This is a genomic window from Enterobacter sp. BIDMC109 (genome assembly GCF_001037885.1).
Lineage (GTDB): Bacteria > Pseudomonadota > Gammaproteobacteria > Enterobacterales > Enterobacteriaceae > Enterobacter > Enterobacter hormaechei_C.
Window position 1 is genome coordinate 4534225 of record NZ_KQ090002.1, and the last position, 21510, is coordinate 4555734.

General features: G+C 55.9%; 17 protein-coding genes and 1 pseudogene. 12 read left to right on the forward strand and 6 right to left on the reverse strand.

Annotated features, from left to right (window positions below; translation table 11 throughout):
• Positions 1-24: 24 nt before the first annotated feature.
• Positions 25-969, reverse strand: a complete 945-nt coding sequence (gene panS, locus SK62_RS21320; RefSeq protein WP_015570166.1) for a ketopantoate/pantoate/pantothenate transporter PanS — start codon at positions 967-969, stop codon at positions 25-27.
• 93 nt (positions 970-1062) lie between these two features.
• Positions 1063-2412 (reverse strand): lysine-sensitive aspartokinase 3, encoded by a 1350-nt coding sequence (lysC, locus tag SK62_RS21325; protein WP_047718432.1) that lies wholly within the window; start codon positions 2410-2412, stop codon positions 1063-1065.
• A 374-nt stretch (positions 2413-2786) separates the two neighbouring features.
• Between lysC and pgi the strand changes: the two genes are divergently transcribed.
• The 6 genes and pseudogenes from pgi to psiE all read left to right on the forward strand — a co-directional run bounded on the left by pgi (position 2787) and on the right by psiE (position 9166).
• Positions 2787-4436 carry a glucose-6-phosphate isomerase gene (pgi, locus tag SK62_RS21330; RefSeq protein WP_003860343.1) on the forward strand — a complete coding sequence of 550 codons (1650 nt, stop codon included), beginning with the start codon at positions 2787-2789 and terminating at the stop codon, positions 4434-4436.
• A 366-nt stretch (positions 4437-4802) separates the two neighbouring features.
• Positions 4803-5045 (forward strand): exopolysaccharide production protein YjbE, encoded by a 243-nt coding sequence (gene yjbE / locus SK62_RS21335; protein ID WP_003860341.1) that lies wholly within the window; start codon positions 4803-4805, stop codon positions 5043-5045.
• 63 nt (positions 5046-5108) lie between these two features.
• Positions 5109-5747 (forward strand): annotated as a pseudogene (locus SK62_RS21340) (YjbF family lipoprotein).
• Complete coding sequence (locus SK62_RS21345) at positions 5744-6481, forward strand: capsule biosynthesis GfcC family protein (protein ID WP_047718431.1); 738 nt, start codon at positions 5744-5746, stop codon at positions 6479-6481. The pseudogene SK62_RS21340 and the gene SK62_RS21345 overlap by 4 nt, the downstream one beginning before the upstream one ends.
• Entirely contained in the window at positions 6481-8577 is a 2097-nt protein-coding gene (locus tag SK62_RS21350) for a YjbH domain-containing protein (protein ID WP_048249874.1), read from the forward strand. Before SK62_RS21345 ends, SK62_RS21350 begins: the two co-directional genes overlap by 1 nt.
• Positions 8578-8755: 178 nt before the next feature.
• A complete protein-coding gene (gene psiE / locus SK62_RS21355) occupies positions 8756-9166 on the forward strand; it encodes a phosphate-starvation-inducible protein PsiE (RefSeq protein ID WP_000202963.1) in 411 nt (136 codons plus the stop codon).
• 97 nt (positions 9167-9263) lie between these two features.
• Here psiE and malG read toward each other — a convergent pair whose 3' ends face one another.
• The 3 genes from malG to malE all read right to left on the reverse strand — a co-directional run bounded on the left by malG (position 9264) and on the right by malE (position 13025).
• Complete coding sequence (malG, locus tag SK62_RS21360; RefSeq protein WP_048249876.1) at positions 9264-10154, reverse strand: maltose ABC transporter permease MalG; 891 nt, start codon at positions 10152-10154, stop codon at positions 9264-9266.
• Positions 10155-10168: 14 nt separating this feature from the next.
• A complete protein-coding gene (malF, locus tag SK62_RS21365; protein ID WP_015570169.1) occupies positions 10169-11713 on the reverse strand; it encodes a maltose ABC transporter permease MalF in 1545 nt (514 codons plus the stop codon).
• Between the two features lie 121 nt (positions 11714-11834).
• Positions 11835-13025 (reverse strand): maltose/maltodextrin ABC transporter substrate-binding protein MalE, encoded by a 1191-nt coding sequence (gene malE, locus SK62_RS21370; RefSeq protein ID WP_023295759.1) that lies wholly within the window; start codon positions 13023-13025, stop codon positions 11835-11837.
• 371 nt (positions 13026-13396) lie between these two features.
• Between malE and malK the strand changes: the two genes are divergently transcribed.
• The 5 genes from malK (at position 13397) to ubiA (ending at position 18458) form a co-directional block, all read left to right on the forward strand.
• Complete coding sequence (gene malK / locus SK62_RS21375; RefSeq protein WP_003860329.1) at positions 13397-14506, forward strand: maltose/maltodextrin ABC transporter ATP-binding protein MalK; 1110 nt, start codon at positions 13397-13399, stop codon at positions 14504-14506.
• Between the two features lie 42 nt (positions 14507-14548).
• On the forward strand, positions 14549-15856 hold the full coding sequence (locus SK62_RS21380; RefSeq protein WP_026094413.1) for a maltoporin: 1308 nt from the start codon (positions 14549-14551) through the stop codon (positions 15854-15856).
• A 114-nt stretch (positions 15857-15970) separates the two neighbouring features.
• Entirely contained in the window at positions 15971-16909 is a 939-nt protein-coding gene (gene malM / locus SK62_RS21385) for a maltose operon protein MalM (protein ID WP_015570172.1), read from the forward strand.
• Positions 16910-17081: 172 nt separating this feature from the next.
• On the forward strand, positions 17082-17579 hold the full coding sequence (gene ubiC / locus SK62_RS21390) for a chorismate lyase (protein ID WP_047718428.1): 498 nt from the start codon (positions 17082-17084) through the stop codon (positions 17577-17579).
• A 12-nt stretch (positions 17580-17591) separates the two neighbouring features.
• Positions 17592-18458 (forward strand): 4-hydroxybenzoate octaprenyltransferase, encoded by an 867-nt coding sequence (gene ubiA / locus SK62_RS21395; protein ID WP_015570176.1) that lies wholly within the window; start codon positions 17592-17594, stop codon positions 18456-18458.
• A gap of 92 nt (positions 18459-18550) precedes the next feature.
• On the opposite strand, the gene plsB is transcribed toward ubiA, so the two are convergent.
• A complete protein-coding gene (gene plsB / locus SK62_RS21400) occupies positions 18551-20971 on the reverse strand; it encodes a glycerol-3-phosphate 1-O-acyltransferase PlsB (protein WP_003860322.1) in 2421 nt (806 codons plus the stop codon).
• Between the two features lie 154 nt (positions 20972-21125).
• Between plsB and SK62_RS21405 the strand changes: the two genes are divergently transcribed.
• Complete coding sequence (locus SK62_RS21405; RefSeq protein ID WP_017382619.1) at positions 21126-21494, forward strand: diacylglycerol kinase; 369 nt, start codon at positions 21126-21128, stop codon at positions 21492-21494.
• The last annotated feature ends 16 nt before the right edge of the window (positions 21495-21510 follow it).

Consider the following 21510-nt stretch of genomic DNA (forward strand, 5'->3'; position numbering starts at 1 on the left):
TCAGTGTAAAGCAAGCCGGGTCAATTAACCCTGTTTCACCGCATCTTTTTTCGGTTGGTCATCAATCGGCTTACCGGACCAGTATCCAGCTAACAGCGAACCGGACAGGTTGTGCCAGACAGAGAACAGCGCCCCCGGTAGCGCTGCCAGCGGTGAGAAGTAAATTTTACCCAGCGCCGCTGCCAGGCCGGAGTTCTGCATCCCCACTTCGATCGCCAGCGTGCGGCAGGTGGATTCGTCAAAGCCAAACAGCTTTCCGCCCCAGTAACCGCCCAGCAGACCAATAGTGTTATGCAGCACAACCGCGACGATCACCACAAAGCCCACCGAAGCAATGTGCGATGCGGAACCGGCTACCACGGCGCTGATAATGGCCAGAATGCAGACCATCGAAAACGCGGGCAGATACGGCTCAACCGCTTTCACCACCCGCGGGAAGAGATGGTGGATCACCAGCCCCAGCGCAATCGGGATCACCACGATTTGCAGGATGCTGAGCAGCATGCCCATCACGTCCACCTGGATATGCGCGTCGACGTACAGGCGGGTTAACAGAGGCGTGGCAATCACGCCCACCAGCGTGGAAACGGACGAGATGGTGACGGAAAGCGCCACGTCGCCTTTCGCCAGATAGATCATGACGTTAGATGCCGTACCGCTGGCGACGCTCCCCACCAGCACCATCCCGGCGGAAAGGTCGGGCGGCATCTTAAAGGCCATCGCCAGCAGCCATGCCGCGAGCGGCATCACCAGGTAGTGCAGGAAAATCCCTGCGGCAACCGGCGCCGGGCGAGACAGCACGCGTTTGAAATCGTCAATTTTCAGATGCACGCCCATGCCGAACATAATCAGCATCAGCAGCGTGGTGACCCACGGACCAATGCCCGTGAACGTGGCAGGAGTGTAATACGCGAGTACAGAGAGCAGCAGCGCCCATAACGGGAACAGCCGGGTGATAGCGGAGAGCATAGTGAATTCCTTGCAGTATTGTCGTGTTGTTTTGTTATAAAAAAGCCGGGTCTGTGCCCGGCTTATTGATATTGTTTATCGTGCTAACGAATTTTATTCAAACAAATTCTGATGAAGTTTCTGCACGACCTGCTCGGCCTGATCGGCAGGGACCAGGAAGCAGAGGTTGTAGCTGGACGCGCCGTAGCAAATCATGCGGATATTGAACGGGTCGAGCACGCCGAACACCTCTTTGCCCACGCCACAGGCGCGCGACAGCTTATTACCGATGATGGCAACCAGCGCCAGATCTTCTTCCACCTCCACGCGGCACAACTCGGAAAGCTCAATCAGCAGCGACTGCGTCAGCAGGGTGTCGCCGGTAGAGGTGGAGCCGGTGGTGTCGAGCGTCAGCGCGATGCTGACTTCTGACGTGGTGATCAGGTCCACGGAGATATTGTGGCGCGCCAGGATGCCAAACACTTCCGCCAGAAATCCACGGGAGTGCAGCATATTATGGCTGTGCAGGGTAACCAGCGTCTGCTTACGACGCAGGGCCAGCGCGCGGAACAGCGGTGGGTTCTCGGTTTTCTTGCAGACCAGCGTCCCGCCCGCCTTTGGATCTTTACTGGAGCCAACGAAGACCGGAATGTCGCTGCGCACGGCGGGCAGCAGCGTGGCCGGGTGCAGCACTTTCGCGCCGAAAGTCGCCATTTCAGCCGCTTCTTCAAAGGCGATCACGTCAATACGTTTTGCCGCAGAGACCACGCGCGGGTCGGTGGTGTAGATACCCGGCACGTCCGTCCAGATATCCACGCGGGTGGCGTGCATGGCTTCACCCAGCAGGGCGGCGGTGTAGTCGCTACCGCCACGGCCCAGCGTGGTTGTGCGCCCTTTGGCTTCGCTGCCGATAAAGCCCTGGGTGATCACTATGCCTTCATCCAGGCGCGGGGCAAGCTGCTGGTTAGTCAGCTCAGCCAAGGCTTCCACGTCCGGCTCGGCGCGGCCAAAGCGGTCGCTGGTGCGCATCACTTTACGCACGTCGAACCACTGCGCCTGAATATTGCGCTCGCGCATGATCTCAACGAACAGCAGGGTGGACATCAGTTCGCCGTGGCTGACCAGTTCATCGGTCAGTGCGCTGGAGGTGGCCAGCGACGCGGCTTCAGCCAGGGTGGTGATATTTTCCAGCAGGCGTTCCACTTCCTCACGAATGACGTTCGGGTTTTGCAGACGCTCGAGAATGTCGAACTGAATTTTGCGCAGTGCATCCAGCTTCACGAAACGCTCGGTCGCTTCCAGTCCTTCAGACAGGGAAACCAGCAGGTTCGTCACGCCGGCTGAGGCGGAAAGTACCACCAGGCGGGTATTCGGATCGGCCAGCACCACATCGGCGCTGCGGTTCATGGCATCGAAGTCTGCCACACTGGTGCCGCCAAACTTGGCGACCACAAAACTCGTCATAACAACCTCGTGTCAGGGAATGAATAGAGCGACCTTGGCACAAGAATGAAGCGAGAACAGGTGCAGGCGCAAAATACGGCCCTATAAATAAAATGCGGGGGAGGTCCTGTCAATGCTGGGATTATGCGGATTTTTCATGGGGGGGTACCCCTCAGAAACAGGACTTATAACAGGCCCATATTTTATGCTCCTTTTTCCCCCTTTTTGACCAACATTTCGCCACGCCGGAAGGGCGCGACAGCAGCTATACTTTTCGGGTCTTTTCACCTGCGTTTGATGCAGACCAGGGCAATGGCATAAAAACCATCACAATTTTTATTTGCAGGCGCTACAATCGACCGCAGTCACAATTCTCAAATCAGAAGAGTATTGCTATGAAAAACATCAACCCAACGCAGACCGCTGCATGGCAGGCACTACAGAAACATTTTGATGAAATGAAAGACGTCACTATCGCGGATCTGTTCGCGAAAGATGCCGATCGTTTCAGCAAGTTTTCCGCCACCTTCGATGACCTGATGCTGGTGGATTTCTCCAAGAACCGTATCACCGAAGAGACGCTGGCGAAGCTGCAAGATCTGGCGAAAGAGACTGAGCTGGCAGATGCCATCAAATCCATGTTCTCTGGTGAGAAAATCAACCGCACCGAAGACCGTGCCGTCCTGCACGTGGCCCTGCGTAACCGTAGCAATACGCCAATTATCGTTGACGGCAAAGATGTGATGCCGGAAGTGAACGCGGTGCTGGAAAAGATGAAAACCTTCTCTGAAGCGATCATCTCAGGTAGCTGGAAAGGCTACACCGGCAAAGCGATCACCGACGTCGTAAACATCGGTATCGGCGGCTCTGACCTCGGCCCGTTCATGGTGACCGAGGCGCTGCGCCCGTACAAAAACCACCTCAACATGCACTTCGTGTCCAACGTCGATGGGACTCACATCGCTGAAGTGCTGAAAAAGGTGAACCCGGAAACCACGCTGTTCCTGGTGGCGTCTAAAACCTTCACCACTCAGGAAACCATGACCAACGCCCACAGCGCGCGCGACTGGTTCCTGAAAACCGCGGGCGACGAAAAGCACGTGGCGAAACACTTTGCGGCGCTGTCCACCAACGGTAAAGCGGTGGGTGAGTTCGGTATTGATACCGCGAACATGTTTGAGTTCTGGGACTGGGTGGGCGGCCGCTACTCACTGTGGTCTGCGATCGGTCTGTCCATCATCCTGTCCGTGGGCTTTGACAACTTCGTTGAACTGCTCTCCGGCGCGCACGCGATGGACAAACACTTCTCCACCACCGCGCCTGAGAAAAACCTGCCGGTGCTGCTGGCGCTGATCGGGATCTGGTACAACAACTTCTTCGGCGCTGAAACCGAAGCGATTCTGCCGTACGACCAGTACATGCACCGCTTTGCGGCCTACTTCCAGCAGGGCAACATGGAATCCAACGGCAAGTACGTTGACCGTAACGGCAACGCGGTGGATTACCAGACTGGCCCAATCATCTGGGGCGAGCCGGGCACCAACGGTCAGCACGCGTTCTACCAGCTGATCCACCAGGGCACCAAAATGGTACCGTGCGATTTCATCGCCCCGGCGATCACGCACAACCCGCTGTCCGACCACCATCCGAAGCTGCTGTCTAACTTCTTCGCCCAGACCGAAGCGCTGGCGTTCGGTAAATCCCGCGAGGTGGTTGAGCAGGAATACCGTGACCAGGGTAAAGATCCGGCTACGCTGGAGCACGTTGTGCCGTTTAAAGTGTTCGAAGGCAACCGTCCAACTAACTCCATTCTGCTGCGCGAAATCACGCCGTTCAGCCTGGGTGCGCTGATTGCCCTCTACGAGCACAAAATCTTCACTCAGGGCGCTATTCTGAACATCTTCACCTTTGACCAGTGGGGCGTTGAGCTGGGCAAACAGCTGGCAAACCGCATTCTGCCAGAGCTGGGTGACGATAAAGCGATCGACAGCCACGACAGCTCCACCAATGGTCTGATTAACCGTTATAAAGCCTGGCGTGCGTAATAAATATGTCATGAACAATGCCGGCGATATGCCGGCATTTTTTTATCGGATAATTCCTGATGTCTGTTAGTTATCTCAAATTCTGAAGCTGAGTTTAATCCGAAAAAGACGGTAACCCCGTTAATTGCTGAGGTTTATTTTAAGAAAATACGGAGTGATATTTTAATGTTCTTATATTATAAATTGTTGATTTATAGTGATTATATATTTCCTTGATTCTTTTTTCCTTCCATTTTTAACCATTAGTCTGAAAACCTCATCCCTATTTACCCCCACGGTAAACCCACTGCTTTAGTTGTGTATACTCGAATCCGCCTGAATTTCTTTTCGGGCAAATCTCCATTCATTCATTGAAGGGAAATTGTTATGAAGAAAGTACTGTATGGCATTTTTGCCATATCTGCGCTTGCGGCGACGTCTGTCTATGCAGCTCCGGTCCAGGTCGGGGAAGCAGCAGGGTCGGCAGCGACGTCTGCGTCTGCGGGGAGTTCTACCGCAGCCAGCACCAGCGCCGTAAGTTCAGCCGTGGGTGTCGCGCTGGCGGCAACCGGTGGCGGTGATGGCTCCAATACCGGAACCACGACCACTACGACGACCAGCACCCAGTAATAACGGGTGTTTTAATCATAACCACACTTCGGTGTGGTTATTTCGCCCCTTCGGAGAAGAGTCGTGAAGCGACCTGCAATCATCCTGATTTGCCTGCTGTTGCAGGCGTGCTCAGCTACCACCAAAGGGCTGGGCCACTCACTGTGGGACAGCATGTTCGGCACGCCGGGCGTGCATCTGACCGATGACGAACTTCAGAACATGCCGTATGCCAGCCAGTACATGCAGCTAAACGATGGTCCGCAACTGTTTGTGGTGCTCGCTTTCGATGAAAACGGGTAGCAGAAATGGGTGACGCAGGATCAGGCCACCATCGTGACGCAGCATTCCCGCATCGTGAAAACGTTGCTCGGCGGCGACAACCTGCTTGAGGTGAACAACCTGGCTGAAGATCCGCTCATCAAGCCGAATCAGATCGTCGATGGCGCAAGCTGGACGCGCACGATGGGCTGGACCGAGCATAAACAGGTGCGCTACGCCACGGCCCGCTCCACCTTCCGCTGGGACGGTACGGACAGTGTCAAAGTGGGCAGCGACGAAACGCAGGTGCGCGTGCTGGATGAAGAAGTGACAACCGATCAGGCCACCTGGCATAACCGCTTCTGGGTGGACGAAGAGGGGCAAATCCGCCAGTCCTTACAGTATCTCGGTGCCGGTTTCTTCCCGGTGAAGGCCACCCTGATCAAGGCGGCGAAATCATGAAAATGTTCATCCACATTGCGCTTCTCGCCAGCCTGACCTCGCCGCTGGCGTGGTCTGCGGGAACGGTACAGGTCTACACCCCGGACAGCGAAAAACCTAAAACCTTAACCAATGCCGGGCATCTGCTCGATCTGGTGGGGCAGCCGAGGCTGGCGAAAAGCTGGTGGAGCGGGGCGGTGATCAGCGAGCGTCAGGCGACGCTTGTAGCGGAACAAAAACATCAGGCGCTGCTCGCCCGACTGAGCGGGCTGGCACAACAGGAAGATACCGACGATGCCGCGGCCATTACTAGCCTGCGTCAACAGCTTCAGGCGGTTAAGGTGACGGGGCGCCAGAAGGTGAATCTGGATCCGGATGAGGTGCGCGTTGCGGAAAACGGCAATCCGTCGCTGGAAGGGGACTATACCCTGTGGCTTCCGGCTCAGCCTTCCACCGTCACCGTGATGGGGCTTCTCAGCAGCCCTGGCAAAAAGCCGTTTACGCCGGGCCGGGACGTGGCGAGCTATCTCGACGAGCAAAGTCTGCTCAGCGGAGCGGATAACAGCTATGCCTGGGTGGTCTATCCGGACGGGCATACGCAGAAAGCGCCGGTGGCTTACTGGAATAAACGCCATATCGAACCTATGCCAGGCAGCATCATTTTTGTCGGTTTTGCCGACCATTTCTGGACGAAAGCGTATGACGGGCTTAATGCCGATATCCTTCGCTCCCTGATACAGCGGATACCGGAATAATGAAAAAAACCTATCTCTACAGCATGCTTGCACTGTGCGTGAGTGCCGCCTGTCATGCAGAAACGTATCCGGCACCCATCGGCCCATCGCAGTCCGATTTTGGCGGCGTGGGCTTACTGCAAACCCCAACCGCGCGTATGGCCCGCGAGGGGGAAATCAGCCTTAACTATCGCGATAACGATCAGTACCGTTACTACTCTGCGTCCGTGCAGCTGTTCCCCTGGCTGGAGACCACGCTGCGCTACACCGACGTGCGTACAAAACAGTACAGCAGCGTGGATGCCTTCTCCGGCGACCAGACTTATAAAGACAAAGCTTTCGACGTGAAGCTGCGCCTGTGGGAAGAGAGCTACTGGATGCCGCAGGTCTCCGTTGGTGCGAAGGATATCGGCGGGACCGGCTTGTTTGACGCGGAATACATCGTGGCCAGCAAAGCCTGGGGACCGTTTGATTTCTCACTCGGTCTGGGATGGGGCTATCTCGGCACCAGCGGCAACGTCAAAAATCCGTTCTGTACCTACAGCGATAAATACTGCTACCGCGATAACAGCTACCAGAAAGCGGGCTCCATCAACGGGGACCAGATGTTCCACGGCCCGGCCTCGCTGTTTGGCGGCGTGGAGTATCAAACACCGTGGCAGCCGTTACGTCTGAAGCTGGAGTACGAAGGAAACGACTACTCGCAGGACTTCGCCGGGAAAATTGAGCAAAAGAGCAAGTTTAACGTCGGCGCCATTTACCGCGTCACCGACTGGGCCGACGTTAACCTCAGCTATGAGCGCGGTAATACCCTGATGTTTGGCTTTACCCTGCGCACTAACTTTAACGACATGCGGCCGCACTACAATGACAACCCGCGGCCAAAATATCAGCCGGAGCCGCAGGATGCGATCATTCAGCACTCCGTGGTAGCGAACCAGCTGACGCTGCTGAAATATAACGCGGGCCTGGCGGATCCAAAGATCCAGACCAAAGGCGATACGCTGTACGTCACCGGCGAGCAGGTAAAATACCGCGACTCCCGCGAAGGGATCGAGCGCGCCAACCGGATCGTCATGAACGATCTGCCGGAGGGGATCCGCACGATCCGCGTGACGGAGAACCGCCTCAACCTACCGCAGGTCACAACCGAAACCGATGTTGCCAGCCTTAAGCGTCATCTTGAAGGCGAACCGCTGGGACATGAAACCGAGCTGGTACAAAAACGCGTTGAGCCGATGGTGCCAGAGAGCACCGAGCAGGGCTGGTATATCGATAAATCCCGCTTCGATTTCCATATCGATCCGGTGCTGAACCAGTCCGTGGGTGGGCCGGAAAACTTCTATATGTATCAGCTGGGGGCGATGGCGACGGCGGATCTGTGGGTGACCGACCACCTGTTGACCACCGGTAGTCTGTTCGGCAACATTGCTAACAACTACGACAAATTTAACTACACCAACCCGCCGAACGATTCAAAACTGCCGCGCGTGCGTACCCGCGTTCGCGAATATGTGCAGAACGATATCTACGTGAATAACCTCCAGGCCAACTACTTCCAGTACTTCGGCAACGGCTTCTACGGCCAGGTTTACGGTGGCTATCTGGAAACCATGTTCGGCGGCGCCGGGGCAGAAGTGCTTTATCGTCCTGTCGACAGCAACTGGGCGTTTGGGGTTGATGCCAACTACGTGAAACAGCGTGACTGGCGCAGCGCGCAGGACATGATGAAGTTCACCGACTACAGCGTCAAAACCGGCCACCTGACCGCCTACTGGACGCCGTCGTTCGCGCAGGACGTGCTGGTGAAAGCCAGCGTCGGCCAGTATCTGGCGGGTGATAAGGGCGGTACGCTGGATATCTCCAAACACTTCGACAGCGGCGTGGTGGTGGGCGGCTATGCCACCATCACCAACGTTTCGCCAGACGAGTACGGGGAAGGGGACTTCACCAAAGGGGTGTACGTGTCGATTCCGCTGGATCTGTTCTCATCAGGCCCAACCCGCAGCCGTGCGGCAGTGGGCTGGACGCCGCTGACGCGCGACGGCGGTCAGCAGCTTGGACGTAAATTCCAGCTGTATGATATGACCAGCGATAAGAACATTAACTTCCGCTGATGCTTATTTGCCCGGTGGCGCTGCGCTTACCGGGCCTACGAGAGTGTTTTTGTAGGCCGGGCAAACGCAGTGCCGCCCGGCAAGAATGTTCATCTGGACAAAACATAAACAAAAAATATAGATCCCCGTCACATTTTTGCGTTATACAGGAACCTCGCCCTGGAGAATGAGGTGCTGTATGACATCCCTGACGCGTCCGCGCGTTGAGTTTATCTCAACGATACTCCAGACCGTGCTGAACCTCGGTCTGCTGAGCCTTGGCCTGATCCTGGTCGTTTTTCTGGGTAAAGAGACGGTGCATCTGGCGGATGTGCTGTTCGCCCCTGAGCAAACCAGCAAATACGCGCTGGTGGAAGGCCTGGTGGTCTACTTTCTCTACTTTGAATTTATCGCCCTGATTGTGAAGTACTTTCAGTCCGGCTTTCACTTCCCGCTGCGCTATTTTGTCTACATTGGCATCACCGCCATTGTGCGGCTGATCATCGTCGATCATAAATCCCCGCTCGACGTGCTGATCTACTCGGCGGCGATCCTGCTGCTGGTGATCACCCTCTGGCTGTGCAACTCGAAGCGGCTGAAACGCGAATAAAAAAAATGGCGGCCCGGAGGCCGCCGAATAACAGTCACAAGTTGGTTCAATACAATACGTCTAAAGTTGAGGGTTGCAGTGGCATAACAAATGAAACTTAACCTTTCACACCGCCCGCCGTCAGGCCGTTGACCAGCCAGCGCTGGGCCAGCAGGAACACCACGGTAATCGGGATGGCAGAGAGGACGGCCGCCGCGGCAAAGTCGCCCCACAGGTAGTTTTGCGGGTTGAGGTACTGCTGCATACCGACGGCAAGGGTGTAGCTGTTCACATCGCGCAGTAGCAGTGAGGCGACCGGGACTTCGGTGATGGCGGCGATAAACGACAGGATAAACACCACCGCCAGAATCGGCACCGACAGCGGCAGCAGCACCAGACGGAACGCCTGCCACGGTGTCGCCCCATCCAACGCCGCCGCTTCTTCCAGCGAACCGTCGATGGTTTCGAAATAGCCCTTGATAGTCCACACATGAAGGGCGATGCCGCCAAGATAGGCGAAGATCACGCCGCCGTGAGTGTTCAGGCCGATGAACGGCACATACTGCCCAAGACGGTCAAACAGGGCATACAACGCCACCAGCGACAGCACGGCCGGGAACATCTGGAAAATCAGCATCCCTTTCAGCAGCGTCGCTTTGCCCGGGAAACGCATACGGGCGAAGGCGTAAGCGCAGGTGGTGGAGAGCGTCACGATGCCGATCGCAGTGATGGTCGCCACCTTCACCGAGTTCCATAGCCACAGCAGCACCGGGAACGGCGGCGGCGTGACGCGGCCATCCGCATGTTCCACGCTGAAGCCCAGCGCGAGCTTCCAGTGCTCCCAGGAGATTTCATCCGGGAGCAGGCTCCCGGTGGCGAAGTTCCCCGAACGCAGGGAGATGGCGATAACCATCAGCAGCGGGAACATGATCGCCGCGATGAAAATCAGCAGGCCTAAGTGCGTCGCGAGGAGGCGCAGTTTCTGAGATTTGGGTTGTACCATTGCCATGTTCAGTGCCCTCCTTAGTCAAATTTCATACGTGTGGCTTTCAGGTTCACAATCGCCAGGGCGCCCACCAGCAGGAAGATCAGGGTGGCAATCGCCGCCGCCAGGCCGAAGTCCTGACCGCCGCCGCCCTCGAAGGCGATGCGGTAGGTGTAGCTCACGAGCAGGTCGGTATAGCCTGCCGGCGTGGTGGTGCCGAGACGGTCCGGGCCACCGTTGGTCAACAGCTGAATCAGCACGAAGTTGTTAAAGTTAAAGGCGAAGCTGGCGATCATCAGCGGCGTAAGCGGCTTAATGAGCAGCGGCAGGGTAATTTTGAAGAAGTTCTGGAACGGGCCCGCGCCGTCCATCGCCGAGGCTTCGTACAGATCGTCCGGGATAGCCTTCAGCAGCCCCATGCACAGGATCATCATGTACGGATAACCGAGCCAGGTGTTCACGATGATAATCATCGAGCGAGCGGTGGTTGGGTCGCTGAACCAGGCCGGTTTGATACCGAACAGCGCGCTCAGCATCATGTTGATTTCACCGAAGCTCTGGTTAAACAGCCCTTTGAAAATCAGAATCGAGATAAACGACGGCACGGCGTAGGGCAGAATCAGCAGCACGCGGTAAATCGCTTTGCCTTTCAGGGACTCCCACTGCACGAGGCAGGCCAGCACCATGCCCACGGCCACGGTCAGGATCACGGTTAGCACCGAGAAGACCACCGTCCAGACGAAGATGGCGAAGAACGGTTTCTGGATGCCTTCGTCGGTAAATACGCGGGTGAAGTTGTCCCAGCCGATGGTGACGGTATAGCCCGGGCTGAGTTTGTCGTCGCCCCAGCTGCCGTCGGCATTCACCGACTGATAGAAACCGATATCGTTGTTCGGACGGTACTTCACGCCGCTCTGGTTGTTGGTCAGCGTGCCGTCATCCGCCAGAGTATAAAGCGGCTGCGTGCCGGAGAACTGGCGCAGCGAGCTCATGGTTACTTTGCTGTCATCGGGCAGCACGGCGGTGAGCTGGGTCAGCGCCTGACGATTCTGGGTAATGATACGCAGGTTCGCACGTTCACCTTCCGGCAGGGCCGCAGCCTCTTTTAAGGCCAGCTTCTGCTCGCCGCCAAATTTGAACGCGTCGGAAAGATAGGTTTTGCCGCTCTCACCGTCAGTGAGCGCTAACTTCCACTCGTCACCCGTGGGATACAGGCCGAAGTTAAAGGTTTTACCCGCCTGGTAAGAACGATCCAGAAGCACCTGGGTGGCACGCTCCTGCGCGAGCTGGTTGGTGCTGCTGTAGTTGGTAAAGGCAATCGCGATGGTGCAGATCAGCGGAAAGAGGACAAACAGCCCCATCCCGGCAACGCCCGGGTAGACATAGCGCCAGGCGTACGCTTTACGGTTGGCGAAAATATACAGGCCAACCGAGCTTAAAATCAGCGTCATGATGGCAAACAGGTATTCCCCTTGCACGTACATTAAAACAACAAGGTAACCCACCAGCAGACACAGCAGACCTATCACTGACCACTTCAGTGCGTCGCTTTGCCACCAGTGTTTCTTTTTAATGACATCCATGGGGTTCTTCCTCTACAACGGTGGAAACTTATCGTCAGGTGGCGCTGCGCTTACCTGACCTACGGATCGTGCCGTAGTCGTAGGGCGGGTAAGCGCACGCGCCACCCGCCGTTTTTCAGACTTACTTAGTAATACGGCCCTGAGCATCTTTCAGTGCGGCATCGACAGTCTGGCGACCGCTTGCAGCGTTGATGACCGCGGTACGGGTGGCGTACCAGAACGCAGCCATCTGTGGGATGTTCGGCATGATTTCGCCTTTCTGGGCGTTATCCATGGTGGCCGCAATACGCGGATCTTTCGCCAGCTGATCCTGGAAGGATTTCAGCGCAACGGCGCCCAGCGGCTTGTCCTTGTTCACTTCATCCAGACCCTGATCGGTCAGCAGGTAGTTTTCGAGGAACTCTTTCGCCAGCTCTTTGTTCGGGCTGGCGGCGTTGATGCCTGCGCTCAGCACGCCCACGAACGGTTTAGACGGCTTGCCGTTGAAGGTTGGCAGCAGGGTCACGCCGTAGTTGATTTTGCTCTTGTCGATGTTGGTCCAGGCCCACGGACCATTGATGGTCATCGCGGTTTCGCCTTTGTTGAACGCCGCTTCCGCGATGGAGTAGTCGGTATCCGCATTCATGTGTTTGTTCTTAATCAGGTCAACCAGGAAGGTCAGGCCTTTTTTCGCGCCCGCATTGTCCACGCCCACGTCTTTCACGTCATATTTGCCGTTTTCAAACTTGAACGCGTAACCGCCGTCGGCAGCAATCAGCGGCCAGGTGAAGTACGGCTCTTGCAGGTTGAACATCAGGGCGGATTTACCTTTCGCCTTCAGCTCTTTATCCAGAGCAGGGATCTCTTCCCAGGTCTTCGGCGGGTTTGGCACCAGGTCTTTGTTGTAAATCAGAGACAGCGCTTCAACCGCGATTGGGTAAGCGATCAGCTTGCCGTTATAGCGAACGGCGTCCCAGGTGAACGGGAACAGTTTGTCCTGGAAGGCTTTGTCTGGCGTAACTTCTGCCAGCAGGCCAGACTGCGCGTAGCCCCCGAAACGGTCATGCGCCCAGAAGATAATGTCCGGACCATCGCCAGTTGCCGCAACCTGCGGGAACTTCTCTTCCAGTTTGTCCGGGTGTTCTACGGTGACTTTGATACCGGTGTCTTTCTCGAATTTTTTGCCCACTTCGGCCAGACCGTTATAGCCCTTGTCGCCGTTAATCCAGATAACCAGCTTACCTTCTTCAATTTTGGCGAGAGCCGGTGCGGAAATCATCATTGCTGCGAGGGCGGACAATGCGAAAACGCGTGCGCCAGTCTTGATCTTCATATCTGCCATCCTTTATTGGTGATGTGCTCGTGGATACATAAGGTGGTTCAACGTGACTCAGTCTCCTTATTTGACATCCTCTTTCCATCCTCCCAGTCCCTACGCCCCACCCCCTGTTTGTGTGATCCCTGTAACATAAATTTAAGTTATGAGTGCTGGCGCACATAAAAACCCACTGAATTTTGCAGGCCGCTTCACGATTTTCGCCTCAGCCCCTCCGCTGCGGTCGCAGAGCCTGCTCTCTCATCCTCCCGCCTCCTCCCCCATAAAAAAGCCGGGGGGTGGAGGATTCACGAAAGTAATGGAACACGCATAGTGAACTTATCTTGAATGTTTCTGTCGGTGACAGGTTGTAACGAAGGGAGAAGGGCATGGCGAGCGTACAGCTGCGTAATGTAACGAAAGCCTGGGGCGACGTAGTGGTGTCAAAAGACATCAATCTGGACATCCACGAAGGTGAGTTTGTGGTGTTCGTGGGTCCATCAGGCTGTGGTAAATCGACTCTGCTGCGTATGATTGCCGGTCTTGAAACCATCACCAGTGGCGATTTATTTATTGGTGATACCCGAATGAACGACATCCCGCCAGCCGAACGCGGCGTGGGCATGGTGTTCCAGTCTTATGCCCTTTATCCGCATCTTTCCGTTGCCGAGAACATGTCCTTTGGCCTGAAGCTGGCCGGCGCGAAAAAAGAGACCATTAACCAGCGCGTCACCCAGGTGGCGGAAGTGCTCCAGCTGGCACATCTGCTGGAGCGTAAACCGAAGGCGCTCTCCGGTGGTCAGCGTCAGCGTGTGGCGATCGGCCGTACGCTGGTGGCCGAGCCGCGCGTGTTCCTGCTCGATGAACCTCTCTCTAACCTGGATGCCGCCCTGCGCGTCCAGATGCGTATCGAAATCTCCCGTCTGCACAAACGCCTTGGACGCACGATGATTTACGTCACCCACGATCAGGTCGAAGCGATGACGCTGGCCGACAAAATCGTGGTGCTGGACGCCGGTCGCGTGGCGCAGGTGGGCAAACCGCTGGAGCTGTATCACTACCCGGCAGACCGCTTTGTCGCGGGCTTCATTGGCTCGCCAAAGATGAACTTCCTGCCCGTAAAAGTGACCGCGACGGCAATCGAACAGGTACAGGTGGAGCTGCCAAACCGTCAGCAAGTCTGGCTGCCGGTCGACAGCGCCAACGTACAGGTGGGGGCCAATATGTCCCTCGGTATCCGCCCTGAGCATTTACTGCCGAGCCACATCGCTGATGTGACGCTGGAAGGTGAAGTTCAGGTCGTCGAACAGCTTGGTCACGAAACACAGATTCATATCCAGATCCCCGCCATCCGTCAGAACCTGGTCTACCGCCAGAATGACGTGGTGTTGGTAGAAGAGGGTGCCACATTCGCTATCGGTTTGCCGCCAGAGCGCTGCCATCTGTTCCGTGAGGATGGCACTGCATGTCGTCGGTTGCACAAAGAGCCAGGCGTTTAAGCATTCCAATTACAAAGAAAAGCAATGATCTCAGGAGATAGAATAATGATTACTCTGCGCAAAGTCCCTCTGGCTGTCGCCATTGCGGCAGGCATCCTGTCTGCCCAGGCGGGCGCCGTAGACTTTAAAGGTTATGCTCGTTCCGGCATTGGCTGGACCGGAAGTGGCGGTGAACAACAATGTTTCCAGGCAACAGGCGCACAAAGTAAATACCGTCTCGGTAACGAATGTGAAACCTACGCCGAACTGAAACTGGGCCAGGAAGTGTGGAAAGAAGGCGACAAGAGCTTCTATTTCGACACCAACGTAGCGTACTCCGTTTCTCAACAGAACGACTGGGAATCCACCAGCCCGGCCTTCCGTGAAGCTAACGTGCAGGGTAAAAACCTGATTGAATGGTTGCCAGGCTCTACCATCTGGGCCGGTAAGCGCTTCTATCAGCGTCATGACGTACACATGATCGACTTCTACTACTGGGATATCTCTGGTCCTGGTGCCGGTATTGAAAACATCGATCTGGGCTTTGGTAAACTCTCTCTGGCAGCGACCCGTTCTTCTGAGTCCGGCGGTTCTGCGACCTTCGCCGATCGTGATGCGAACGGCGACCGTATTTATGACAACGTGGTACCAAACGATGTCTTCGACGTGCGTTTAGCCGGTCTGGAAACCAACCCGGGCGGTACGCTGGAGCTGGGCGTTGACTACGGTCATACCAACATTCCTGACGACTACTACCTGCAACCTGGCGCCTCTAAAGATGGCTGGCTGTTCACCGCTGAACACACCCAGAGCATGATGAAAGGCTTCAACAAGTTCGTGCTGCAATACGGTACGGACTCCATGACCTCTAACGGTAAAGGTATTCCACAGGGCGGCAGCATCGATAACGACGGCTCTATGTGGCGCGTGCTGGACCACGGTGCAATCACCCTGGCAGACCGTTGGGACCTGATGTACGTCGGTATGTACCAGAACATCGATCGTGACAACAACAACGGTACCGAGTGGTGGACCGTGGGTGTTCGTCCAATGTTCAAATGGACGCCGATCATGAGCACCTTGCTGGAAGTGGGCTACGACAACGTCAAATCTCAGAAAACTGACGACAAAAACAGCCAGTACAAAATCACCCTGGCACAGCAATGGCAGGCAGGCGACAGCATCTGGTCCCGTCCGGCTATCCGCGTCTTCGCAACCTACGCGAAGTGGGATGAGAAATGGGGCTACGCGAACAACGGCGATACGGGCTACACCTCTGGCGTAGCGTATAGCGACACCTCCGCGAAAACCTTCAGCCGTGGCGACAACGATGAGTGGACCTTCGGCGCCCAGATGGAAATCTGGTGGTAATTCGTCAAGCCTGACGTAATGACCTGAAAAGAGGGGCGCAAGCCCCTCTCTCCTTAGGGTGCTGCGCGCTATTGCCTGGCCACCGCAGTGCTCACGCTATCAGAGGTAATAACAATGAAAATGAAGAAAAGTCTCGTCGCGCTGTGCCTCTCTGCGGGGCTGTTGGCCTGTGCGCCTGCGGTCACCTTTGCAGATGTGAATTTTGTTCCTCAAAATACCAGCGCTGCGCCAGCTATTCCGGCTGCGGCACTACAGCAACTGGTGTGGACGCCAGTTGATCAATCGAAAACACAAACTACCCAGCTTTCAGCGGGGGGCCAGTCACTGAACGTGCCGGGTATCAGCGGTCCGGTCGCGGCTTTCAGCGTGCCGGCGAATATCGGCGAGCTGACCCTGACGTTGACCAGTGAAGTCAATAAACAGACCAGCGTCTTCGCGCCTAACGTGCTGATCCTCGATCAGAACATGACGCCATCCGCGTTCTTCCCAAGTGACTATTTCAGCTATCAGGAGCCTGGCGTCATGAGTGCCGATCGGCTGGAAGGCGTTATGCGCCTGACGCCAGCCCTGGGTCAGCAGAAGATTTATGTCCTGGTGTTCACGACTGAAAAAGATCTGCAACAGACAACGAAGCTTGTTGACCCGGCAAAAGCCTATGCGAAAGGCACGGGGAACTCTGTCCCGGATATTCCGGACCCGCTTGCCCGTCATACCACCGATGGTCTGATCAAGCTGAAAGTCTCCACCAACAGTGCCTCCAGCGTACTCGTAGGCCCGCTGTTTGGCTCATCTGGCCCGGGTCCGGTAACGGTGGGTAATACTGCCGCGCCTGTGTACGCCGCGCCAGCCGCAGCACCGGCCGCAGCCCCGGCCCCGGCGAAAAAAGCCGAGCCCGTGCTTAACGATACTGAAACTTACTTTAACAACGCCATCAAGCAGGCGGTTAAAAACGGCGATGTCGATAAAGCGCTGAAACTGCTTGATGAAGCCGAGCGTTTAGGTTCAACCACTGCCCGTTCCACCTTTATCAGCAGTGTAAAAGGCAAGGGGTAACCGTCTCCCCACAGTGCTGATTTTGTTAGTCGTTTAGTGCGCCTTCACGGGCGCACTTTTTTTGGCTAAGTTGCACCATTGTTGCGATAGTGATCGCTAAATTTGGTTTGTCCGTCCTCATTTTGCCAATCTGCGATACAATGCCTTTACGTTATGTATCGGAGAGTCTGGCATGTCACACCCCGCGCTCACGCAGCTGCGTGCGCTACGCTATTTCGACCAAATACCCGCGCTTGACCCGGAGCAACTGGACTGGCTGCTGCTGGAAGATTCCATGACAAAACGTTTTGAGCAACAGGGTAAAACGGTCACGGTGACGATGATTCAGGAAGGGTTTGTCTCGCCTGCGGAGATTGCCAGCGAGCTGCTGCTGCTGCCGCAGGAAGAACGCTACTGGCTGCGTGAAATTTTATTGTGTGCCGATGGCGAGCCGTGGCTTGCCGGGCGGACGGTGGTTCCTGAGTCTACACTTTCCGGGCCGGAGCTGGCATTGCAACGCCTCGGCAAAACGCCCCTGGGGCGTTATCTGTTCACCTCGTCTGAACTGACCCGTGATTTTATTGAAATTGGTTGCGATGCCGATTTGTGGGGGCGCCGTTCCCGCCTTCGTTTGAGTGGCAAGCCGTTAATACTGACGGAACTCTTTTTGCCTGCATCGCCGTTGTACTAAGAGGGAGAAAAAATGGAGTGGAGTCTGACGCAGAATAAGCTGCTGGCCTATCACCGCCTGATGCGTACTGATAAACCCATTGGCGCGCTGCTGCTGCTGTGGCCGACCTTATGGGCGCTGTGGGTTGCCACGCCGGGCGTGCCGCCGCTGTGGATCCTGGCGGTGTTTGTGGCGGGCGTCTGGCTGATGCGCGCTGCGGGCTGTGTGGTTAACGACTATGCTGACCGGAAATTTGATGGACATGTTAAGCGCACCGCGAATCGTCCTCTGCCGAGCGGTCAGGTGACCGGGAAAGAGGCGCGCATTCTGTTTGTGGTGCTGGTGCTTCTCTCTTTTATGCTGGTGTTAACCCTTAACACCATGACCATTCTGCTGTCCGTTGCTGCTCTGGCGCTGGCCTGGGTTTACCCGTTCATGAAGCGATACACCCATCTGCCGCAGGTGGTATTGGGTGCGGCATTTGGCTGGTCGATTCCCATGGCGTTTGCCGCGGTCAGCGAGTCCGTTCCGCTCAGCTGCTGGCTGATGTTCCTGGCGAATATTCTCTGGGCCGTTGCGTACGATACCCAATACGCGATGGTCGATCGCGATGACGATCTCAAGATTGGCATCAAATCGACGGCGATCCTGTTTGGTCGTCACGACAAACTTATCATCGGCATATTGCAGGTGGCGGTGCTGGCGCTGATGGTGGCGATTGGTCGCCTGAACGGACTGAACTGGGAGTTTTACTGGTCCGTACTGGTGGCGGGGCTGCTGTTTGCGTATCAGCAGAAGCTGATCGCGAAGCGCGAGCGTGAAGCCTGCTTTAAAGCGTTTCTGAATAATAACTACGTCGGGCTGGTGCTGTTTCTGGGCCTGGCGATGAGTTACTGGTGATAAAAAAGCCGGGTGGCGGCTTCGCCTTACCCGGCCTACGATTTAGCGGAACATGTAGGCAGGGTAAGCGTTAGCGCCACCCGGCTTTAGCATCATTCGCCCTGCGTCGAACTCTCAATCGTCAAACGCACATCCGCGGTAATCAGCTCTGCCAGCATCTGGTAAACCTTCATCGTCTCTTCCGGCTCGGCATCGCCCGTATCGCTAATGTACCCTTCGTCGCGCAGCGTCAGCACCAGGGAGCTGAATACCGCTTTGTCGAAGAATTCCGGGGCGTTAATGCCATGCAGAACGGAAAGGCGCTGGGCCAGCGTCCGGCTCTCTTTTTCCAGCGTACCGCGGTTGATGGACGGATTTGCACTCAGCAACCAGAAGGTAATGGCGTAGCGCTGCAACGTCTCACGCGCACCGGAAGCCAGAAGCTGCAAGGTACGGGAACGTGACGGATTGATATGCAGTTCATCATCACTGATGGTAATCAGCCCCTGACGATGCATCTCTGCCGTCATTTTATCGAGCTCTGCCGCCAGTTCATCCTTACTCCAGCGCAGGAACAGCTCCGCTTTCAGCATTGGGTAGATGGCCTGAATATGGCGCAGCAGCTCCTGACGCGAAATCCGGCGGTGCTGGGTAATAATGGCCGCCATCAGCGACGGCAGCATCAGCATGTGCGTGATGTTATTGCGGTAGTAGGTCATCAGCACGGCCTGCTCGCGCGGCAGAATGATGATGTCACCAATCGTATCTTTCTCGACTTCGAACTTGTTCATCTGCAACGCGTGATCGATCAGCTCGCTGGCGGTGGCAGACGGCACGGTCGAATCAACGGAATATGGCACGTTGCGCATGATATCCAGGTAGCAATCAATCTGCTCGGTCAGCTGCTCACGGGTCAGTGAACGCTGGCGGGAGGCCAGAAGCGCAGTACAACACAGGTTCATGGCGTTTGCCGCACCAGCATTGTTGATGCGTACCATCAGCTCGGATGCAATGCCGTTGACCGTTGGCGTCAGCCAGGCCGGACGTACCGCTTCGATAGGATCGATAGACTCGCGCCACTCCGGAACATGATGGTTCAGATATGTCATCAACGGCAGGGGCTCACCAAAGTTCACGTAGCCCTGGCCGAGGTTGCGCAGTTTACTCAGCCCACGCAGCATCTGCGGCAGACTCTCTTTCTCTTTGGTCGCACCGCGCAGCTCTTTCGCGTAGGTGCCCACTTCCATCACGTGTTCATAACCGATGTAAATAGGCACCAGCGTGATAGGACGCGTACCGCCACGCAGCATGGCCTGAATGGTCATCGACAGCGTGCCGGTCTTCGGATCGAGCAGACGACCGGTACGCGAGCGACCGCCTTCAACAAAGTACTCCACGGAATAACCGCGGCTGAACAGCTCGCCCAGATACTCCCTGAAGACGGTGGAGTAAAGCTTGTTACCCTTGAAGGTACGACGAATAAAGAACGCACCCAGACGGCGGAAAATCGGGCCTGCTGGCCAGAAGTTCAGGTTGATACCGGCAGCAATATGCGGCGGCACCAGACCCTGGTGATAGAGCACGTAAGAGAGCAACAGGTAGTCCATGTGGCTGCGGTGGCAGGGCACATAGACAATCTCGTGGCCGTCGTGCGCTAACTGACGTACGCGCTCGGCGTTGTGGACGTTAATCCCCTGATAGAGGCGGTTCCACGTGAAGCCAAGGATACGGTCAGAGAGGCGAATCATCTCGTAGGAGAAATTCGCGGCGATCTCTTCCATCAGCGCTATCGCGTTCTGCTGAGCTTTCTCGTGCGAAATTTTCTTGCTGCGCGCTTCGTCTTCTACGGCACGGGCAATCGCTTTGGAAGCCAGCAGCTTGTTGAACAGATCCTGACGTGCCGGGAGACGTGGTCCAACGGCCGCCAGACGCTGACGTGCAAAGTGCATACGCGCAACGCGCGCCAGCTTTTGCGCAATGATTTTGTCAGTGCCGTGTTCATCCGCCATGCGGCGCAGTGAAACGGAAGGTGAGAAGCGGACAAAGCTGTCGCGTCCTAGCCAGGAGACGGCGAAGAACTTCTGAATGCCGTTGAGCATACGCAGCGGCGGGTTCTCTTCCCCTTTTTCGCGCCCCGGACGACGGCCAAACATCACCGACACCGGCACCATCTGCACGTCCAGATCGGGGTTGCTGCGGTGCAGATCGAGGTAATCATGGAACAGCTTAATGGACTCTTCTTTCGGCGTGTAATAGGTGAACACGCGCGGCCCGCCATGGATGAACACGTAGCGCGGCAGCAGCGTACCGTCGACTTCCAGCGGTTCAAGCGGGTCAGGTAAATCGTGCGCCAGACATTGAGCGCGAAGCGTCAGCAGGTCTGCCTTCGAGTTATAAGGCAAAACGTACATAATAGGGCGCGACGTATCGAGCCCTAATTCCAGCGCAGGTTCTGCTGGGATAGACTTACTTTTTACCAGGACGCTTAATGGTAAATTAAGTAATTTGTAGTAAATTCGTGGCCAGCCGGACATAAACGATGTAAAGCCTCTGGTTAATAATGCAATTGCGGCGCAAGGATAACAGAAAGCGCGCAAAATTTCTGTTGTTACCCGTCATACTTCAGGTTGCAGCAAAACGCGCTGCGGCTTTAGTTACAGACGCTATTTATCATAAAAGGTTCTTTTAATGGCCAATAATACCACTGGGTTAACTCGAATCATTAAAGCTGCCGGTTATTCATGGAAAGGTTTCCGCGCGGCATGGGTTAATGAAGCCGCTTTCCGCCAGGAAGCGGTTGCCGCAATCGTTGCCGTTGTCATCGCCTGCTTCCTTGATGTTGATGCTATCACCCGCGTACTGCTCATCGGATCTGTCCTTCTGGTGATGATAGTGGAAATTCTGAATAGCGCTATTGAGGCCGTTGTTGACCGAATCGGGTCGGAATTCCATGAACTGTCTGGCCGGGCGAAAGACATGGGTTCCGCTGCCGTACTGCTGGCGATTATCACTGCGGCGATCACCTGGGTCACGCTGCTTTGGTCGCATTTCCGATGAGCCTCGAGGAATAATT

Coding starts and splice junctions, on each gene's coding strand:
- malG (WP_048249876.1), bottom strand. CDS start 10,154: ATGGCAATGGTACAACCCAAATCTCAGAAACTGCGCCTCCTCGCGACG.
- SK62_RS21350 (WP_048249874.1), top strand. CDS start 6,481: ATGAAAAAAACCTATCTCTACAGCATGCTTGCACTGTGCGTGAGTGCC.
- malK (WP_003860329.1), top strand. CDS start 13,397: ATGGCGAGCGTACAGCTGCGTAATGTAACGAAAGCCTGGGGCGACGTA.
- yjbE (WP_003860341.1), top strand. CDS start 4,803: ATGAAGAAAGTACTGTATGGCATTTTTGCCATATCTGCGCTTGCGGCG.
- ubiA (WP_015570176.1), top strand. CDS start 17,592: ATGGAGTGGAGTCTGACGCAGAATAAGCTGCTGGCCTATCACCGCCTG.
- malE (WP_023295759.1), bottom strand. CDS start 13,025: ATGAAGATCAAGACTGGCGCACGCGTTTTCGCATTGTCCGCCCTCGCA.
- SK62_RS21405 (WP_017382619.1), top strand. CDS start 21,126: ATGGCCAATAATACCACTGGGTTAACTCGAATCATTAAAGCTGCCGGT.
- plsB (WP_003860322.1), bottom strand. CDS start 20,971: ATGTCCGGCTGGCCACGAATTTACTACAAATTACTTAATTTACCATTA.
- ubiC (WP_047718428.1), top strand. CDS start 17,082: ATGTCACACCCCGCGCTCACGCAGCTGCGTGCGCTACGCTATTTCGAC.
- panS (WP_015570166.1), bottom strand. CDS start 969: ATGCTCTCCGCTATCACCCGGCTGTTCCCGTTATGGGCGCTGCTGCTC.
- malM (WP_015570172.1), top strand. CDS start 15,971: ATGAAAATGAAGAAAAGTCTCGTCGCGCTGTGCCTCTCTGCGGGGCTG.
- psiE (WP_000202963.1), top strand. CDS start 8,756: ATGACATCCCTGACGCGTCCGCGCGTTGAGTTTATCTCAACGATACTC.
- pgi (WP_003860343.1), top strand. CDS start 2,787: ATGAAAAACATCAACCCAACGCAGACCGCTGCATGGCAGGCACTACAG.
- SK62_RS21345 (WP_047718431.1), top strand. CDS start 5,744: ATGAAAATGTTCATCCACATTGCGCTTCTCGCCAGCCTGACCTCGCCG.
- lysC (WP_047718432.1), bottom strand. CDS start 2,412: ATGACGAGTTTTGTGGTCGCCAAGTTTGGCGGCACCAGTGTGGCAGAC.
- malF (WP_015570169.1), bottom strand. CDS start 11,713: ATGGATGTCATTAAAAAGAAACACTGGTGGCAAAGCGACGCACTGAAG.